General features: G+C 70.9%; 13 protein-coding genes. 7 read left to right on the plus strand and 6 right to left on the minus strand.

The genetic code is table 11. The features are described 5' to 3' along the window. Window positions 1–109 precede the first annotated feature (109 nt). Complete coding sequence (locus tag DW299_RS18840) at window positions 110–286, plus strand: hypothetical protein (protein WP_168443063.1); 177 nt, start codon at window positions 110–112, stop codon at window positions 284–286. Between the two features lie 6 nt (window positions 287–292). Here DW299_RS18840 and DW299_RS02835 read toward each other — a convergent pair whose 3' ends face one another. The 6 genes from DW299_RS02835 to DW299_RS02860 all read right to left on the minus strand — a co-directional run bounded on the left by DW299_RS02835 (window position 293) and on the right by DW299_RS02860 (window position 6,213). Continuing rightward, window positions 293–1,675: an LLM class flavin-dependent oxidoreductase gene (locus tag DW299_RS02835; protein WP_136035572.1), complete on the minus strand. Its 1,383-nt coding sequence runs from the start codon at window positions 1,673–1,675 to the stop codon at window positions 293–295. Between the two features lie 109 nt (window positions 1,676–1,784). Next, window positions 1,785–2,495: a nicotinamide riboside transporter PnuC gene (gene pnuC, locus DW299_RS02840; protein WP_136035573.1), complete on the minus strand. Its 711-nt coding sequence runs from the start codon at window positions 2,493–2,495 to the stop codon at window positions 1,785–1,787. 5 nt (window positions 2,496–2,500) lie between these two features. Continuing rightward, a complete protein-coding gene (locus DW299_RS02845; RefSeq protein WP_136031939.1) occupies window positions 2,501–3,040 on the minus strand; it encodes a GNAT family N-acetyltransferase in 540 nt (179 codons plus the stop codon). Between the two features lie 192 nt (window positions 3,041–3,232). Continuing rightward, on the minus strand, window positions 3,233–4,438 hold the full coding sequence (locus DW299_RS02850; protein WP_136035574.1) for a hypothetical protein: 1,206 nt from the start codon (window positions 4,436–4,438) through the stop codon (window positions 3,233–3,235). A gap of 85 nt (window positions 4,439–4,523) precedes the next feature. Further along, complete coding sequence (locus tag DW299_RS02855; RefSeq protein ID WP_136035575.1) at window positions 4,524–5,441, minus strand: DUF808 domain-containing protein; 918 nt, start codon at window positions 5,439–5,441, stop codon at window positions 4,524–4,526. A gap of 49 nt (window positions 5,442–5,490) precedes the next feature. Then, window positions 5,491–6,213, minus strand: a complete 723-nt coding sequence (locus DW299_RS02860; RefSeq protein ID WP_240745299.1) for a FadR/GntR family transcriptional regulator — start codon at window positions 6,211–6,213, stop codon at window positions 5,491–5,493. Window positions 6,214–6,341: 128 nt separating this feature from the next. On the opposite strand from DW299_RS02860, the gene DW299_RS02865 reads away from it, so the two are divergent. The 6 genes from DW299_RS02865 to DW299_RS02890 all read left to right on the plus strand — a co-directional run. Next, window positions 6,342–7,940, plus strand: a complete 1,599-nt coding sequence (locus DW299_RS02865) for an ABC transporter substrate-binding protein (RefSeq protein WP_136031946.1) — start codon at window positions 6,342–6,344, stop codon at window positions 7,938–7,940. Between the two features lie 78 nt (window positions 7,941–8,018). Then, window positions 8,019–8,975 (plus strand): ABC transporter permease, encoded by a 957-nt coding sequence (locus tag DW299_RS02870; RefSeq protein WP_136031948.1) that lies wholly within the window; start codon window positions 8,019–8,021, stop codon window positions 8,973–8,975. 1 nt (window position 8,976) lies between these two features. Then, window positions 8,977–11,028 (plus strand): dipeptide/oligopeptide/nickel ABC transporter permease/ATP-binding protein, encoded by a 2,052-nt coding sequence (locus tag DW299_RS02875; protein ID WP_136035576.1) that lies wholly within the window; start codon window positions 8,977–8,979, stop codon window positions 11,026–11,028. Further along, entirely contained in the window at window positions 11,025–11,825 is an 801-nt protein-coding gene (locus DW299_RS02880; protein WP_136035577.1) for an ABC transporter ATP-binding protein, read from the plus strand. The genes DW299_RS02875 and DW299_RS02880 overlap by 4 nt, the downstream gene beginning before the upstream one ends. An 18-nt stretch (window positions 11,826–11,843) precedes the next feature. Further along, on the plus strand, window positions 11,844–12,788 hold the full coding sequence (locus DW299_RS02885; RefSeq protein WP_136035578.1) for a dihydrodipicolinate synthase family protein: 945 nt from the start codon (window positions 11,844–11,846) through the stop codon (window positions 12,786–12,788). Then, the coding region (locus tag DW299_RS02890) for an ROK family protein (protein ID WP_136035579.1) at window positions 12,788–13,475 on the plus strand (688 nt) is incomplete at its 3' end. The genes DW299_RS02885 and DW299_RS02890, both read left to right, overlap by 1 nt.

Here is a 13,475-nt window from a genome sequence, read left to right on the forward strand (position 1 = left end):
CACTGCTCGCCGACACCGAGCGCGCGGGCGGCGCGGACACCGCGACGCCCGCCGGAGCCGGCGGTCCGGGAGGGGAGGATCCCGCGGCCCGCGCCCCTAGGCTGGACGTATGACCAAGAACATCTGGACCGTGCTCGGCGTGATCCTCGCTGTCGTGATCGCGTGGTGGATCGTCAGCGCCCTGTTCTCGGTGCTGTGGTTCATCGCGAAGCTCGCGATCGTCGCGGTCGTGGCCGTCGTGGTGTTCCTCGTGCTGCGGAACCTGTTCTCCCGCGACGCCGACTGACGCCGCTCAGGCCCGCGCCGCCGCCCCCACGCGGTACTGCGCCGCGCGGTGCGTGTCCTGCACGCGGTCGCCGCGCCCGTGGAGCTTGTGGCGCAGCGTGCCGGGCGTGTACTCCTCGGGGTACGCGCCGCGCTCGCGCAGCACCGGGATCACGTGCTCGATCACGTCCTGCCACGTGCCGGGCGTGACCGCGTAGGCGAGGTTGAAGCCGTCGATGTCGGTCTGCTCCACCCACGACTGCAGTTCGTCGGCGATCTCCTCGCCCGAGCCGACGACGGTGGGGCCTAGTCCGCCGATGGCGTTGTGCCGCCCGAAGTCGCCGACCGTCCACTCCCGGCCGAGATCCGCCTCCTCCTTCAGGTGCTGGAGCACCGACTGGATCGCGTTGGACTCCACGTTCCCCACGGGCTCGTCCTCGCCGTACTGCGACAGGTCGACGCCCATCCAGCCCGACATGAACGTGAGGGCCCCCTCGGGACTCGCATACGACAGGTACTCCGCGTGCTTCGCGGTCGCCTCCTCGCTCGTCGCCGCGGTGATCACGGTCAGCAGCGTGTAGATGCGGGCGTCGTAGCGGTCGCGTCCCGCCGCCTCGAGGGCGTCGCGGATGCGCTTCACGGTGCCGGCCAGCACCTCCTTCGACGGGGCGGCGACGAAGATCGCCTCGGCGTTCTCGGCCGCGAACCGCACGCCGCGGGGGCTCGCACCGGCCTGGTAGATGACGGGGGTGCGCTGCGGCGACGGCTCGGAGATGTGGATGCCCGGCACACGGAAGTGGGTGCCCTCGTGCCGGATCGGGTGCACCTTGGCGGGGTCGGTGAAGATGCCGCGCTCGCGGTCCTCGACCACGGCGTCGTCCTCCCACGACCCCTCCCACAGCTTGTACAGCACCTCGACGTACTCGTCGGCGTGGTCGTAGCGGTCGTCGTGACCGAGCTGATCCTCCTGGCCCATGTTGCGGGCGGCGCTGGGCAGGTAGCCGGTGACGACGTTCCAGCCGATGCGGCCCTGCGTGAGGTGGTCGAGCGTGCTGAGCCGCCGTGCGAACGGGTAGGGGTGCTCGAACGCCGTGCCGGCCGTGATGCCGAAGCCGAGGTGCTCGGTCACGGCGGCCATCGCGCTCACCAGCAGGATCGGGTCGTTCACCGGCACCTGGGCGCCGTTGCGGATGGCGGCCTCGTTGGTGCCGCCGTACACGTCGTAGGTGCCGAGCACGTCGGCGATGAAGATGCCGTCGAAGGTCGCGCTCTCCAGCAGTGTCGCCAGCTCGGTCCAGTACGAGATCGTGTTGTACTGCCGCGACTGGTCGTCGGGGTGCCGCCACAGCCCGGACGACTGGTGGGCGACGCAGTTCATGTCGAAGGCGTTGAAGCGGATCTGTCGGGTCATGCGACCCATGAAACGGGACACACGGGGCCGCGGTCGAGCACCGCCGACACGCACCGAAACAATCGCGAGGGCGGCGGGCGGGGTCAGCGGTCGTAGACGTCGCGGCGGGTCAGAGGGCGTCCTCGTCGAGGCGTCGGGGGCTGGGGTCGGGAGGCAGGATCTCGATCCCGTGGTCGGCACGGCGCTGCGCCCGCCACCAGATCACGAACCCGACCGCGGTGAACACGCCGTAGAACACGTACATGAGGCCGGTCGCGTAGTAGCCGGAGCTGAACAGCAGCGGCACGCCGACCACGTCCACGGCGATCCAGATGAGCCAGAACTCCGTCCACCCCTTCGCCATGCCGTACGTGGCCAGGAGCGAGCCGACGAACGTCCAGGCGTCGGCCCACACCGGCTCCCACGACCCGAGCGCGCGGAACACCGGGGTGAGCGCGACCGTGCCGGCGATCATCACCAGCACGATTCCGACGCGGGCGCTCGTCGGCGCCCACCGCGGCACCACGCGGCCGCCCTCGGCGTTGCGCCAGCGGATCCAGCCGTACACCGCGACGGCGATGAACATGACCTGCCGGCCGGCCTGGCCGAGCAGGTGGGGGAGCGAGGGGTCGGGGCTGAGCGCCGAACCGAGGAACACGGTCAGCAGCAGCAGGTTGCCGACGATGCCGACCGGCCACGCCCACACCTTGCGCCGCATGCCGCCGAGCGCGCTCGCCAGCCCGAACGCGTTGCCCACCACTTCGCGCACCAGCAGGGTCTGCCCGCCCGGCAGCAGCCACTGCGAATTGAAGGCGTCGACGAGCCACTGCAGCAGGTCCACCGGCGTCAGTCCTCGGTGCCGGGGCGCGCGTCGGGCGAGGGGCGGTCGTCGAGCACGAGCTGCAGCATGCTGAGGTCGAGCCAGCGGCCGAACTTCGCGCCCACCTGCGGCATGCGTCCGACCTCGCGGAAGCCGAGGCGCTCGTGCAGGGCGATCGACGCCGCATTCCCGCTCTCCACCCCGCCGATCATCACGTGCATCCCGGCGGTGCGCGCGTGAGCGATGAGCTCCTCCATGAGCGCTCGGCCGATGCCGCGGCCGCGCTGATCACCCCGCACGTAGACGGAGTGCTCGACCGTGAGCCGGTAGCCGCTGTGCGGCCGCCACTGCGCGTACGACGCGTAGCCGAGCACGCCGGTGTCGTCGGCGGCGACGATCACCGGGTACCCGCGGGCGGTCCGGTCGGCGAGCCACGCGGCGCGGTCGGCGCGGTCCACCGCCTCCTCGTTCCAGATCGCCGTGGTGTGCACGACGGCGTGGTTGTGGATCTCGGTGATCGTGTCGAGGTCGGCATCGTGGGCTGGCCTGAGCTGCACGGCGGTCATGGGGTGCTCACCAGCAGGGTCGAGACGGGGATGCAGTCACGTTCCGCACTCTATCGGGGGTGACCAGCTCATCGCGTCATGGACAGGGTGGGGAACAGGCCCGCGGGGTCGAGGCCGACGGATTCGGCGCGGCCCGCCGAGGGTGAAGCGCAGCGCCCGGGCTGGTCGGGCGACCCGCCGTGGCCCCGGCGGTCAGCCGATGCGCTCGGAGTCGGACAGCGCAGCGCGGACGAGGATCGCGCGCCGCATGTCGGCCACGATCGGTTCCGAGAAGCGGGCGCGGTAGCGGCTCTCGCTCACGGCCGAGAACACGAACGGCAGCGCCGAGACGATGGCGACCAGCGTCGCCGCCTTGAGGAGGTTGACCGTGAGCGGAAGTGCCACGCCCTGCACCACGAGCGGCTGCACCACGAGCGCGTGCACCGACGTGGGATCACCCAGCCAGGTCTGCGCGAGATCCGGAGGAACGGCGATCGCCCCGATGAGAACGAGCAGGACGGCGAGCAGCAGAGCGAAGACGGCCGCCTGGACGAGGTGCGCGAGGGTCATCGCGAGCAGCATGTTGATCCGCTGGGGACGGCCGACGGTCGACGCCGGATCCGTCGACGCCGGGCGACCCTCGGCCGGTGTGCCCCGCAGCAGGTCGCGCTCCTCGTCGACGGTGAGCGCGAGCGTCGCCGGGTCGACCTCGGTCGCGCTCACCTGCAGCACGACCGCGCCGGCGAGCGCGGCCACCACCAGTGCCAGGAGCCCGAGCGCGGACCACGACAGCACGGATGCCATCTGCCAGACCTCGACCGAGAAGAACGCGAACAGCACGAGCATGAGGATGACGGGAAGTGCGATGGTCGCCATGTGCCCGATCGCGGCGAGGTTGCGGGCTGCGAGCCTCGTGGCCCACGACAGCAGCGCGCCGCCGCCGAACGCGACCAGCAGCACGCTCCCCGCGACGATCGAGAGGGCTTCCGCGACCGGCGCTGCGGGCGCGCCCTCGGTGACGCCTCCTTCGAGCATCACGCCGGCAGCGCAGAGAGCGATGACCACCATCGCGGCCGCCGTGCGTCGAACCCCGCGCAGGTGGCGGAGCGTGACGCGCACCACGGCGAACCCGGCCCAGGCGAGGACGAGACTGGTCAGCAGCGCGGCGAGGATCGCGAACGCGAGGCCCGTGCCGTCCTTGGTCTCCACGAGCAGGTGCAGGGCGAACGAGAAGTCGTCGATCCCGTCGCCCGCGAGGGTCCAGTAGACGGACGCGGCGGCGATGAGCGGCGCCGACCGCGGCACGATGTCATGGAACCAGCGACGCCAGGGCACGAAGGTCGGGAGCCCCTGCGCCCGGAACCACCGGTCTGCAGCGAAGGAGGTGACGGTGATCGGCGACGGCGGACGTGGGCGCATCGGTGAAATCTAACATTTCACCCCGAACATCCCCTGGCGCAACCGGTCTCCTCTGGTGCGACCGGTCTCCCCGGGTGCGACGCGCTCAGGCGTGGACGTCGGCGGGGGAGGTCTCGCCCTCGTGGAAGCTCGGCTTCTTGCCGAAGAGGCGCGCGATGCCCAGCACGATCCCGACGATCACGAGGCCCCATACGAGGCCGGCGATCGCGGAGATGAGGATGTCGACGATCCACACCACGACGCCGCCGAGGGGTTCGAGCGCGTGCTCGACCGCGTGCAGCAGATCGGCGGGGGCGTGCAGGCCGACCTCGCCGAGGTTGATCAGCACCAGGTGACCGCCGACCCAGAGCATCGCGACCGTGCCCAGCACGCTGATGAAGCGGAACACCGCCGGCATCGACCGCACGATCCGGGTGCCGGTGTGGCGCACCCGCTGCACCGGGTTCTTCGCCATCTTCAGCCCGATGTCGTCGATCTTCACCAGCAGCGCGACCACGCCGTACACCGCCACCGTCATCAGCAGCGCGATCACGGCGAGGATCGCCAGTGTCGACCAGACGTCGAGGCCCTTGTCGAGGCTGGCCAGCGAGATGAGCATGATCTCGGTCGACAAGATGAGGTCGGTGCGGATGGCGCCGAACACGAGCTTGCGCTCGTCGCGCGCGCCCTCGTCGGCATGACCGTGCTGCACCCCGAACCACTCGAGCACCTTCTCGGCGCCCTCGAAGCACAGGTAGGAGCCGCCCAGGATCAGCAGGTAGGGGAGCACCCACGGGGCGAATGCCGTGAGCAGCAGCGCGATCGGGATGATGATGACGAACTTGTTCACCAGCGACCCGAGCGCGATCTTCCCCACCACCGGGAGCTCACGCGCCGGCGTGATGCCCTGCACGTACTGCGGGGTGACGGCGGCGTCGTCGATCACGACGCCGGCGGCCTTGGCGGAGGCCTTCATGGCCGCGCTCAGGATGTCGTCGACGACGGCGAGCAGTCCAACGGACATGGCAGTCCTCTTTCCGGTGGGGGGAAGGTCAGACTACCGACTCCCGGGGTCAGGCCCGTGCGTCCTCCGCGGTGGCGAGTACGCGCTGCAGCGGCTGGTAGTGCTCGATCACGGCCCGGCGGTACCGCTCCACGTCGCCGGCGCGTGCCGCGTCGAGCATGTCGCCGTGCGCCTGGGCGGTCTGGGTGATGTCGTCGGGCTGGGCGATGCCGAGCTGCGGGAGCACCGCGGTGTGCACGTCCCAGAACGCGCCGACGAGCTGTCCGACCAGGCGGTTGTCGATCGCGCCGAACAGCCGCGTGTGGAAGGCCCTGTCCTCTTCGAGGAAGTACTCGCCCCGCCCGGCCTTGTCGACCATGTCGGCCACGAGCTCGTCCAGCTCCGGATCCTCCTGCGCCTGGGCGGCCTCCACCACGCGCTCGGCCATCGACAGGTCGAGGGCGAGGCGCACCTCCACCACCTCACGCAGCGCCTGCAGCGACCCCTCGGGCGAGAGCACGCCGCGGAACACGAGCGCCTCCACCATCGGGTCGAGCGACATCGGGCCGACGTAGGTGCCGTGGCCGTGGCGGACGTCGACGATGTCGAGGGTGGAGAGCGTGCGGATGGCCTCGCGGACGGAGGAGCGCGACACGTCGAGCTCCTCGCACAGCTCGGCCTCGGTGGGCAGCGGGTCGCCGGGGGTGAGCCCGCGCGTGAGGATGAGCTGCTTGATCTGGTCGGCCGTCGTGGCACGGCGCATGCGCGATGCCCTCCCCGTGGTGGACTTCATGGGGCCCCTCTCGTGCCTGACAGAAAACGCTCCGATCATCTCACTCTTGTGATCTGATCGAACGTGTGTTTAGAGTACATCAGACATCAGATGTCCTCAAGATGCCCCCCCTTCACCCTGGAGCACACATGAACCGACACATCACCCGCCGCCGCGCGGGTCGATTCGCGATGGCGGTCGCCGGCACGGTCGCCGCGTCCCTCGCCCTCGCCGGCTGCGGCGGCGGCGCCGCCAGCACGCCGGACGAGAGCCCCGCCGCGAGCGAGGTCGACCCCGACGGCATCATCGAGGCCGGCATCTCCTACACGCTCAACGGCAGCTTCGATCCGATGGTCGCCTCCGGCGCCGTCACGGTCTCCGCCAACTGGCACATCTTCGAGGGCCTCGTCGACCTCGACCCGGTCACGCAGGAGGCCGCCCCCGCGCTCGCCGCCGACTTCCCGACCAAGGTCGACGACACCACCTACGAGATCGACCTCCGCGAGGGCGCCACGTTCCAGAACGGCGACCCGGTCACCGCCGACGACGTGGTCTTCAGCTACGAGCGCGTGCTCGACCCGGCCAACAACTCGCTGTTCCGCTCGTTCGTCGACTTCATCGACACCGTCACCGCCGTCGACGAGGACACGGTCCGCATCACCACCGACTACCCGTTCTCGCTGATCGACGACCGCCTCGGCGTCGTCAAGATCGTGCCGAAGGCCGTGGTCGAGGCCGATCCCGAGGACTTCGGTGCGAACCCCGTCGGATCCGGCCCGTACTCCCTGGTCTCCGCGGTGCCCGAGGACAAGCTCGTCTTCGAGCGCTACGACGACTACAACGGCCCGCGCCCCGCGCTCGCCGCCGGCATGAACTGGAACCTGCTCGCCGACGCCTCCGCCCGCGTCACCGCGATGTCGACCGGCACCGTGCAGGCCATCGAGGACGTGCCCTACATCGACGCCGACGCGCTCGCCGCCTCCGCCGACGTGGAGAGCGTGCAGTCGTTCGGCCTGCTGTTCATGATGTTCAACACGAAGGCCGCGCCCTTCGACGACGTGCGCGTGCGCCAGGCGCTGCACTACGCGCTCGACATGGACAAGATCATCGAGACCGGCATGCTCGGCAACGCCACCCCCGCCACCTCGTTCCTGCCCGAGGACTACCCGAACTACCACGAGGCGTCCACCGTCTACACCTACGACCCCGACAAGGCGAAGGAGCTGCTCGACGAGGCCGGGGTCTCCGACCTCGCCATCACGCTCCGCATGACCGACACCGGCTGGGTCAAGGAGGTCGCCCCGCTCATCAAGGAGTCGCTCGACGCGATCGGCATCGACACCACGCTCGACATCAGCCAGTCCGCGTCGATGTACGAGAAGATCGACTCCGGCGACTACACCGTCGCCATCGCCCCCGGTGACCCGTCGGTGTTCGGCGTCGACCCCGACCTGCTCATGAACTGGTGGTACGGCGAGAACGTCTGGACCCAGACGCGCACCGCCTGGGCCGACTCGCCCGAGTACGCCGAGCTGCGCACGCTCCTCGACACCGCCGTGACCCAGGAGGGCGACGAGCAGCAGAAGACCTGGGACCAGGCGTTCGACCTGATCTCCGACCAGGCCGTGCTGTACCCGCTGTTCCACCGCAAGCTGCCCACCGCCTGGAGCAGCCAGGAGCTCGTCGGCTTCCAGCCCGTCCCCACCACCGGCCTGTCGTTCCTCGACGTCGGCGTGGCGGCGAAGTAGCCCCGGCCCCACCCCGCGGGGGCGCGCTCGCCCGAAGAGCGCGTCCCCGCCACCACCCCCACCCGGAAGGAGCGGCACGTGTCCAACACGCTCCGCCTCATCGGCCGGCGACTGCTGCAGCTGCCGCTGATGATCCTCGGCATCACGTTCCTGGTCTTCTTCGTGATGTCGTTCTCGCCCGTCGACCCGGCGCGCACCGCGCTCGGCGAGACCGCGTCCCCCGAAGCCCTCGAGGCCTACCGCGAAGAGCACGGACTGAACCTTCCGCTGTTCGTGCGCTACGTGAACTTCCTGTTCGGCCTCGTGCAGGGCGACCTCGGCACCTACTCCGCCCGCAGCCTGCCCGTGATCGACGAGGTGGCCCGCGCGTTCCCCGTGACCCTGGCGCTGACCTTCCTCGGCCTGCTCATCGCGGTGATCGTGGCGTTCGCGATCGGTGTACTCGCCGCCGTCTACCGCGACCGCTGGCCCGACCAGGTCATCCGCGTGTTCGGCGTCGCCGCCCTCTCCACGCCCTCGTTCTGGCTCGCGATCCTGCTCATCCAGCTCTTCACGCTCGGGCTCGGACTGCTGCCGGCGTCCGGCCCCCTGCCCGACTTCTGGACCGATCCGTCGGGCTGGCTCGCCCGCATGACGCTCCCCGCCGTCGCCCTCGCCGTCCCCGTGATCGGCCAGCTCTCGCGCGTCGTACGCACCTCGATGGTCGAGGAGCTCGACCGCGACTACGTGCGCACCGCGCTCGGCGCCGGGATCCCCCGCGTGATCGTGGTCGGCCGCAATGTGCTGCGCAACGCCCTCATCACCCCCGTCACCGTGCTCGGCCTGCGCATCGGCTACCTGCTCGGCGGGGCCGTGGTGATCGAGATCATCTTCGCGATCCCCGGCATGGGAACGCTGATCCTCAACGGCGTCACCAACAACGAACCCAACCTCGTGCAGGGAGTGACGCTCGCGGTCGCCCTCGCGTTCGTCGTGATCAACATCATCGTCGACCTCCTGTACGTGCTCATCAATCCTCGAATCCGGGCGGTGTGACATGCGACGCAGACTCACGGAACGACTCTCCGTCCCCGGCCTCCGCTGGGGCCGCCTCTCCCTCGGCTCGATCATCTGCCTGACGGTGCTCGCGCTCATCGCGCTGGCCGCCGTCCTGGCCCCGCTGATCTCGCCCTACGACCCGCTGGCCTCGGGCACCCCCGTGCAGCCGCCGAGCCCCGAGCACTGGTTCGGCACCGACCGTCAGGGCCGCGACATCTTCTCGCGCCTGGTCTACGGCGCCCGCTACTCGCTCGTGATCGGCCTGGGCGCGACCCTCGTGGCCCTCGCCGTCGCCTGTGTGCTCGGCACGATCGCCGCGACCGCGCCCAAGTGGATCTCCGAGACGCTCATGCGCGTCATGGACGTCATCATGTCGTTCCCCGGCATCGCGCTCGCCGCCGTGTTCGTGGCCGTGTTCGGCAAGTCCCTCCCGGTGCTGGTCCTCACGATCGCGTTCCTCTATGTGCCCCAGCTGACCCGCATCGTGCGCGCCAACATCCTCGACCAGTACGGCGAGGACTACGTCTCCGCCGTGCGGGTGATGGGAGCGGGCACCCCGCGCATCATCGTGCGGCACGTCGCCCGCAACGCGATGGCCCCCGTGCTCGTGTTCGCCACGGTGCTCGTCGCCGACGCGATCGTGTTCGAGGCATCGCTGTCGTTCCTCCAGGCCGGGGTGCCCGACCCCGAGCCGTCCTGGGGCAACGTGATCGCCGCCGGCCGCAACCTCCTCATGAGCGGTGCGTGGTGGGCGACCTTCTTCCCCGGCATCCTCATCATGATCACGGTCCTGTGCCTCAACATCCTGTCCGAGGGCATGACCGACGCGATGGTGTCGCCGCGCGCCCGCAAGGTCACCGCGGACGCCGCGAACACCGAGGAGTCGACGCAGGAGCTGGAGGCCGCGGCCGCCCCCGACGACACGCACGTGATCCCCACCGTCGACACGTCCGTGAACCTGTCCGTGCCCAGCGGCGTGCCCGACGTGCTCGTGCCCACCGCCGAGACCGTGCCGCTCGCCGCACGCCTGGCCGAGCTGCGCGCCCGCGAGCTCGACCGCACCGACCGCCTCGTCTACACGGGCGATCAGGCGCCGCTGCTCGAGGTGCAGGACCTGTGCATCTCCTTCCCGCGCCACGGCGACGTGAACGTGGTCGACCACGTCAGCTTCACCGTGCGCCCCGGCGAGACGATGTCGCTCGTGGGCGAGTCGGGCTGCGGCAAGTCCATCACCTCGCTCGCGATCATGGGCCTGCTCGACCCGAAGGCCGACATCCGCGGACGCATCCTGTTCGACGGCAAGGACCTGCTGCAGATGTCCCCGAGGGAGCGCAACGCCCTCCGCGGACACGACATCGCGATGGTCTACCAGGACGCACTGAGCTCGCTGAACCCGGCGATGCTGATCCGCTCGCAGATGAAACAGCTGACCTGGCGCGGCGGCACCCGCACCGCCGAGGAGCTGCTGGAGCTGGTCGGGCTCGACCCGCAGCGCACCCTCGCCTCGTACCCGCACGAGCTGTCGGGCGGTCAGCGGCAGCGCGTGCTGATCGCCATGGCCCTCACGCGCGACCCGCGCCTGGTGATCGCCGACGAGCCCACCACGGCCCTCGACGTGACCGTGCAGGCGCAGGTCGTGGAACTGCTGATGCGGCTGCAGCGCGAGCTCGGCTTCGCGCTCGTGTTCGTATCCCACGACCTCGCCCTGGTCGCGGAGCTGTCGCACCGCATCACCGTCATGTACGCGGGGCAGGTGGTCGAGCAGGGCACCACGCGCGAGGTGCTCACGCAGCCGGTGCACGAGTACACGCAGGGCCTCCTGGGGGCCGTGCTGTCGATCGAGGCCGGATCCGACCGGCTGCACCAGGTGTCGGGCGTCGTGCCGTCGCCGCGCGACTTCCCCGCGGGCGACCGCTTCGCGCCGCGCTCGTCCGACCCCGCCCGGTACGCGGGTGTGGAGCCCGTGCGGCGGCACATCGAGGGCACAGAGCACTACTACTCCGCGCATCCCGACGATGCGCCCGTCGAGGCGATCGGAGCAGGACGATGAGCGACCCCGTCATCCAGCTGCAGGACGTGCACGTCCGCTACAAGACCCGGGCGTCATCGCTGTTCCGGCCCCGCTACGTCGACGCGCTCGACGGCGTCTCCCTCACGGTGCGCCGCGGCCAGACCCTCGGCATCGTGGGCGAGTCCGGATCGGGCAAGTCGACCTCGGCCAAGGTGCTGATCGGACTCGAGAAGCCCACCAGCGGGCAGGTCGTGTTCGACGGCGAGCCCGTGCGCTCGTTCACCCCCGCCGTGCGCAAGCGCCTCGGACGCATCCTCTCGGTGGTGTTCCAAGACCCCGCGACCGCGCTGAACGCCCGCATGACGGTGCGCGACGCGCTGCTCGACCCGCTGCAGGTCCACCGCCTCGGCACCGCCGCGACCCGGTCGCGGAAGGTGCGCGACCTGGTCGGGCTCGTCGGGCTCCCCGCCTCCGCGCTCGACGCCCTGCCCAGCCAGCTCTCGGGCGGGCAGCGGCAGCGCGTCGCGATCGCCCGTGCGCTGGTGCTCGACCCGCAGGTGATCGTCGCGGACGAGCCCACCTCCGCGCTCGACGTGTCGGTGCGCGCGCAGATCCTGAACCTGCTCACCGACCTGAAGGAGCAGCTCGGCCTCGGCATGGTCTTCATCTCCCACGACATCCAGACCGTGCGCTACCTCTCCGACGAGATCGCCGTGATGAACAGGGGGAAGGTCGTCGAGTTCGGCGACGCGGCCCGCGTGTTCGACGATCCCGCCGATCCCTACACCAGAACGCTGCTGGGCGCCGCGCCCTCGCTGCTCGAACCCCACCACTGAAACGACCGGAACACACACATGTCCTCTGCTTCCCCCGCCCCTTCGTTCTCCGGCGTCGTCCCTCCCGTCGCCACCCCGCTCCTGCCGGACGGCACGATCGACCACGCCTCCCTCACCCGGCTGGTCGAACGGCTGATCGACGAGGGCGTCTCCGGCCTCTTCGCGCTCGGCTCCACCGGGGAGACCGCGTACTTCACCGACGACCAGCGCGTCGAGCTGCTGCGCACGATCGTCGCCGCGAACGCCGGCCGGGTGCCGGTGATCGCGGGCGCCATCGAGCTGACCGCCCCGCGCATCATCGAGACCGCCCGCCGCCTGGTCGAGGCGGGTGCGCAGGCCATCGTCACCACCGCCCCGCTGTACACGCTCAACTCGGCCGCCGAGGTCGCCGACCACTTCCGCACCATCGCCGCCGCGATCGACGCCCCGCTGTGGGCCTATGACGTGCCCGTCCGGGTGCACACGAAGCTCGGGGTCGACCTGCTCGTGCAGCTGGGCACCGAGGGTGTGATCCAGGGTGTGAAGGACTCCTCGGGCGACGACGTGTCGTTCCGCCGCCTGGTCGCCGCGAACGAGGCGGCCGGCCGCCCGCTGCAGCTGCTCACCGGGCACGAGGTCGTGGTCGACGCGATGGCCCTGGTCGGCGCGGCCGGCGTGGTCCCGGGCCTCGCGAACGTCGAGGCTGCGGGCTACGTGCGCCTGTGGAACGCCGCGCAGCAGGGCGACTGGACGGCCGCCCGCGCCGAGCAGGAGCGCATCAACCGCCTGTTCGACATCGTGTTCCAGCCGCGGGGCCTCTCCGGCGACGCGACCGGGGTCGGCGCGTTCAAGGCGGCCATGCACGCCCGGGGCATCATCGACCACGCGACCATGGCCGACACGGTGCAGGCGCTCGACGCCGACGCGGTCGCCGGCATCCGCGCCATCCTCGACGAGCTCGGGCTGCTCCCGGTCGCGGTGTGATGGGCGAGGTCGTCCTCGCCGTCGACATCGGCGGCACCAAGACGGCCGCGGCGGTCGCCGACCGTTCCGACGTGCTGCTGCGCACCGAGGTGGCCCCCACGCCCGCCGCCGAGGGGCCGGCCGCGGTCGTCGCGACCGTGGCCGCGCTGGCCGAGCGGCTGCTCCCCGATGGCACGACGTTCGCGGGTGTCGGCATCGGCACGGCCGGGGTCGTCGACGCGTCGACGGGCACCATCGTGTCGGCCACCGACACGTTCGCCGACTGGCCGGGCACCCCGCTCGCCGCCCTTGTGCGCGCGGCCCTCGGTCCGCGGTTGGAGCCCGACGCCGTGGTCGCGGTGCAGAACGACGTCGACGCCCATGCCGCCGGGGAGCACCGCCACGGCGCGGCGTCCGGGGCCGCGAGCGCCCTGATCGTCGCGGTCGGCACGGGCGTCGGCGCCGGGCTGATCCTCGACGGCCGCGCGGCGCGCGGCGCCCATCACGTGGCGGGAGAGATCGCGCACCTCCCGACACCCGGGGCCGAGCATCTGCGCTGCCCCTGCGGTCGCCGCGGTCACCTGGAGGCGATCGGCTCCGGCATCGGCATGCACCGGCACTTCCTGTCGCTCGGTGGCGACCCCACGATCCGCGACGCCCGCGGTGTCGCGACCGCGGCCGCCGCCGGAGACCCCGTGGCCCGGCGCG

The sequence above is a fragment of the Microbacterium sp. K35 genome, assembly GCF_004794375.1.
In the GTDB taxonomy this organism is placed as follows: domain Bacteria; phylum Actinomycetota; class Actinomycetes; order Actinomycetales; family Microbacteriaceae; genus Microbacterium; species Microbacterium sufflavum.

Coding starts and splice junctions, on each gene's coding strand:
- DW299_RS02845 (WP_136031939.1), bottom strand. CDS start 3,040: ATGACCGCCGTGCAGCTCAGGCCAGCCCACGATGCCGACCTCGACACG.
- DW299_RS02835 (WP_136035572.1), bottom strand. CDS start 1,675: ATGACCCGACAGATCCGCTTCAACGCCTTCGACATGAACTGCGTCGCC.
- DW299_RS02860 (WP_240745299.1), bottom strand. CDS start 6,213: ATGAAGTCCACCACGGGGAGGGCATCGCGCATGCGCCGTGCCACGACG.
- DW299_RS02850 (WP_136035574.1), bottom strand. CDS start 4,438: ATGCGCCCACGTCCGCCGTCGCCGATCACCGTCACCTCCTTCGCTGCA.
- DW299_RS02885 (WP_136035578.1), top strand. CDS start 11,844: ATGTCCTCTGCTTCCCCCGCCCCTTCGTTCTCCGGCGTCGTCCCTCCC.
- DW299_RS02880 (WP_136035577.1), top strand. CDS start 11,025: ATGAGCGACCCCGTCATCCAGCTGCAGGACGTGCACGTCCGCTACAAG.
- DW299_RS02865 (WP_136031946.1), top strand. CDS start 6,342: ATGAACCGACACATCACCCGCCGCCGCGCGGGTCGATTCGCGATGGCG.
- DW299_RS18840 (WP_168443063.1), top strand. CDS start 110: ATGACCAAGAACATCTGGACCGTGCTCGGCGTGATCCTCGCTGTCGTG.
- DW299_RS02855 (WP_136035575.1), bottom strand. CDS start 5,441: ATGTCCGTTGGACTGCTCGCCGTCGTCGACGACATCCTGAGCGCGGCC.
- DW299_RS02875 (WP_136035576.1), top strand. CDS start 8,977: ATGCGACGCAGACTCACGGAACGACTCTCCGTCCCCGGCCTCCGCTGG.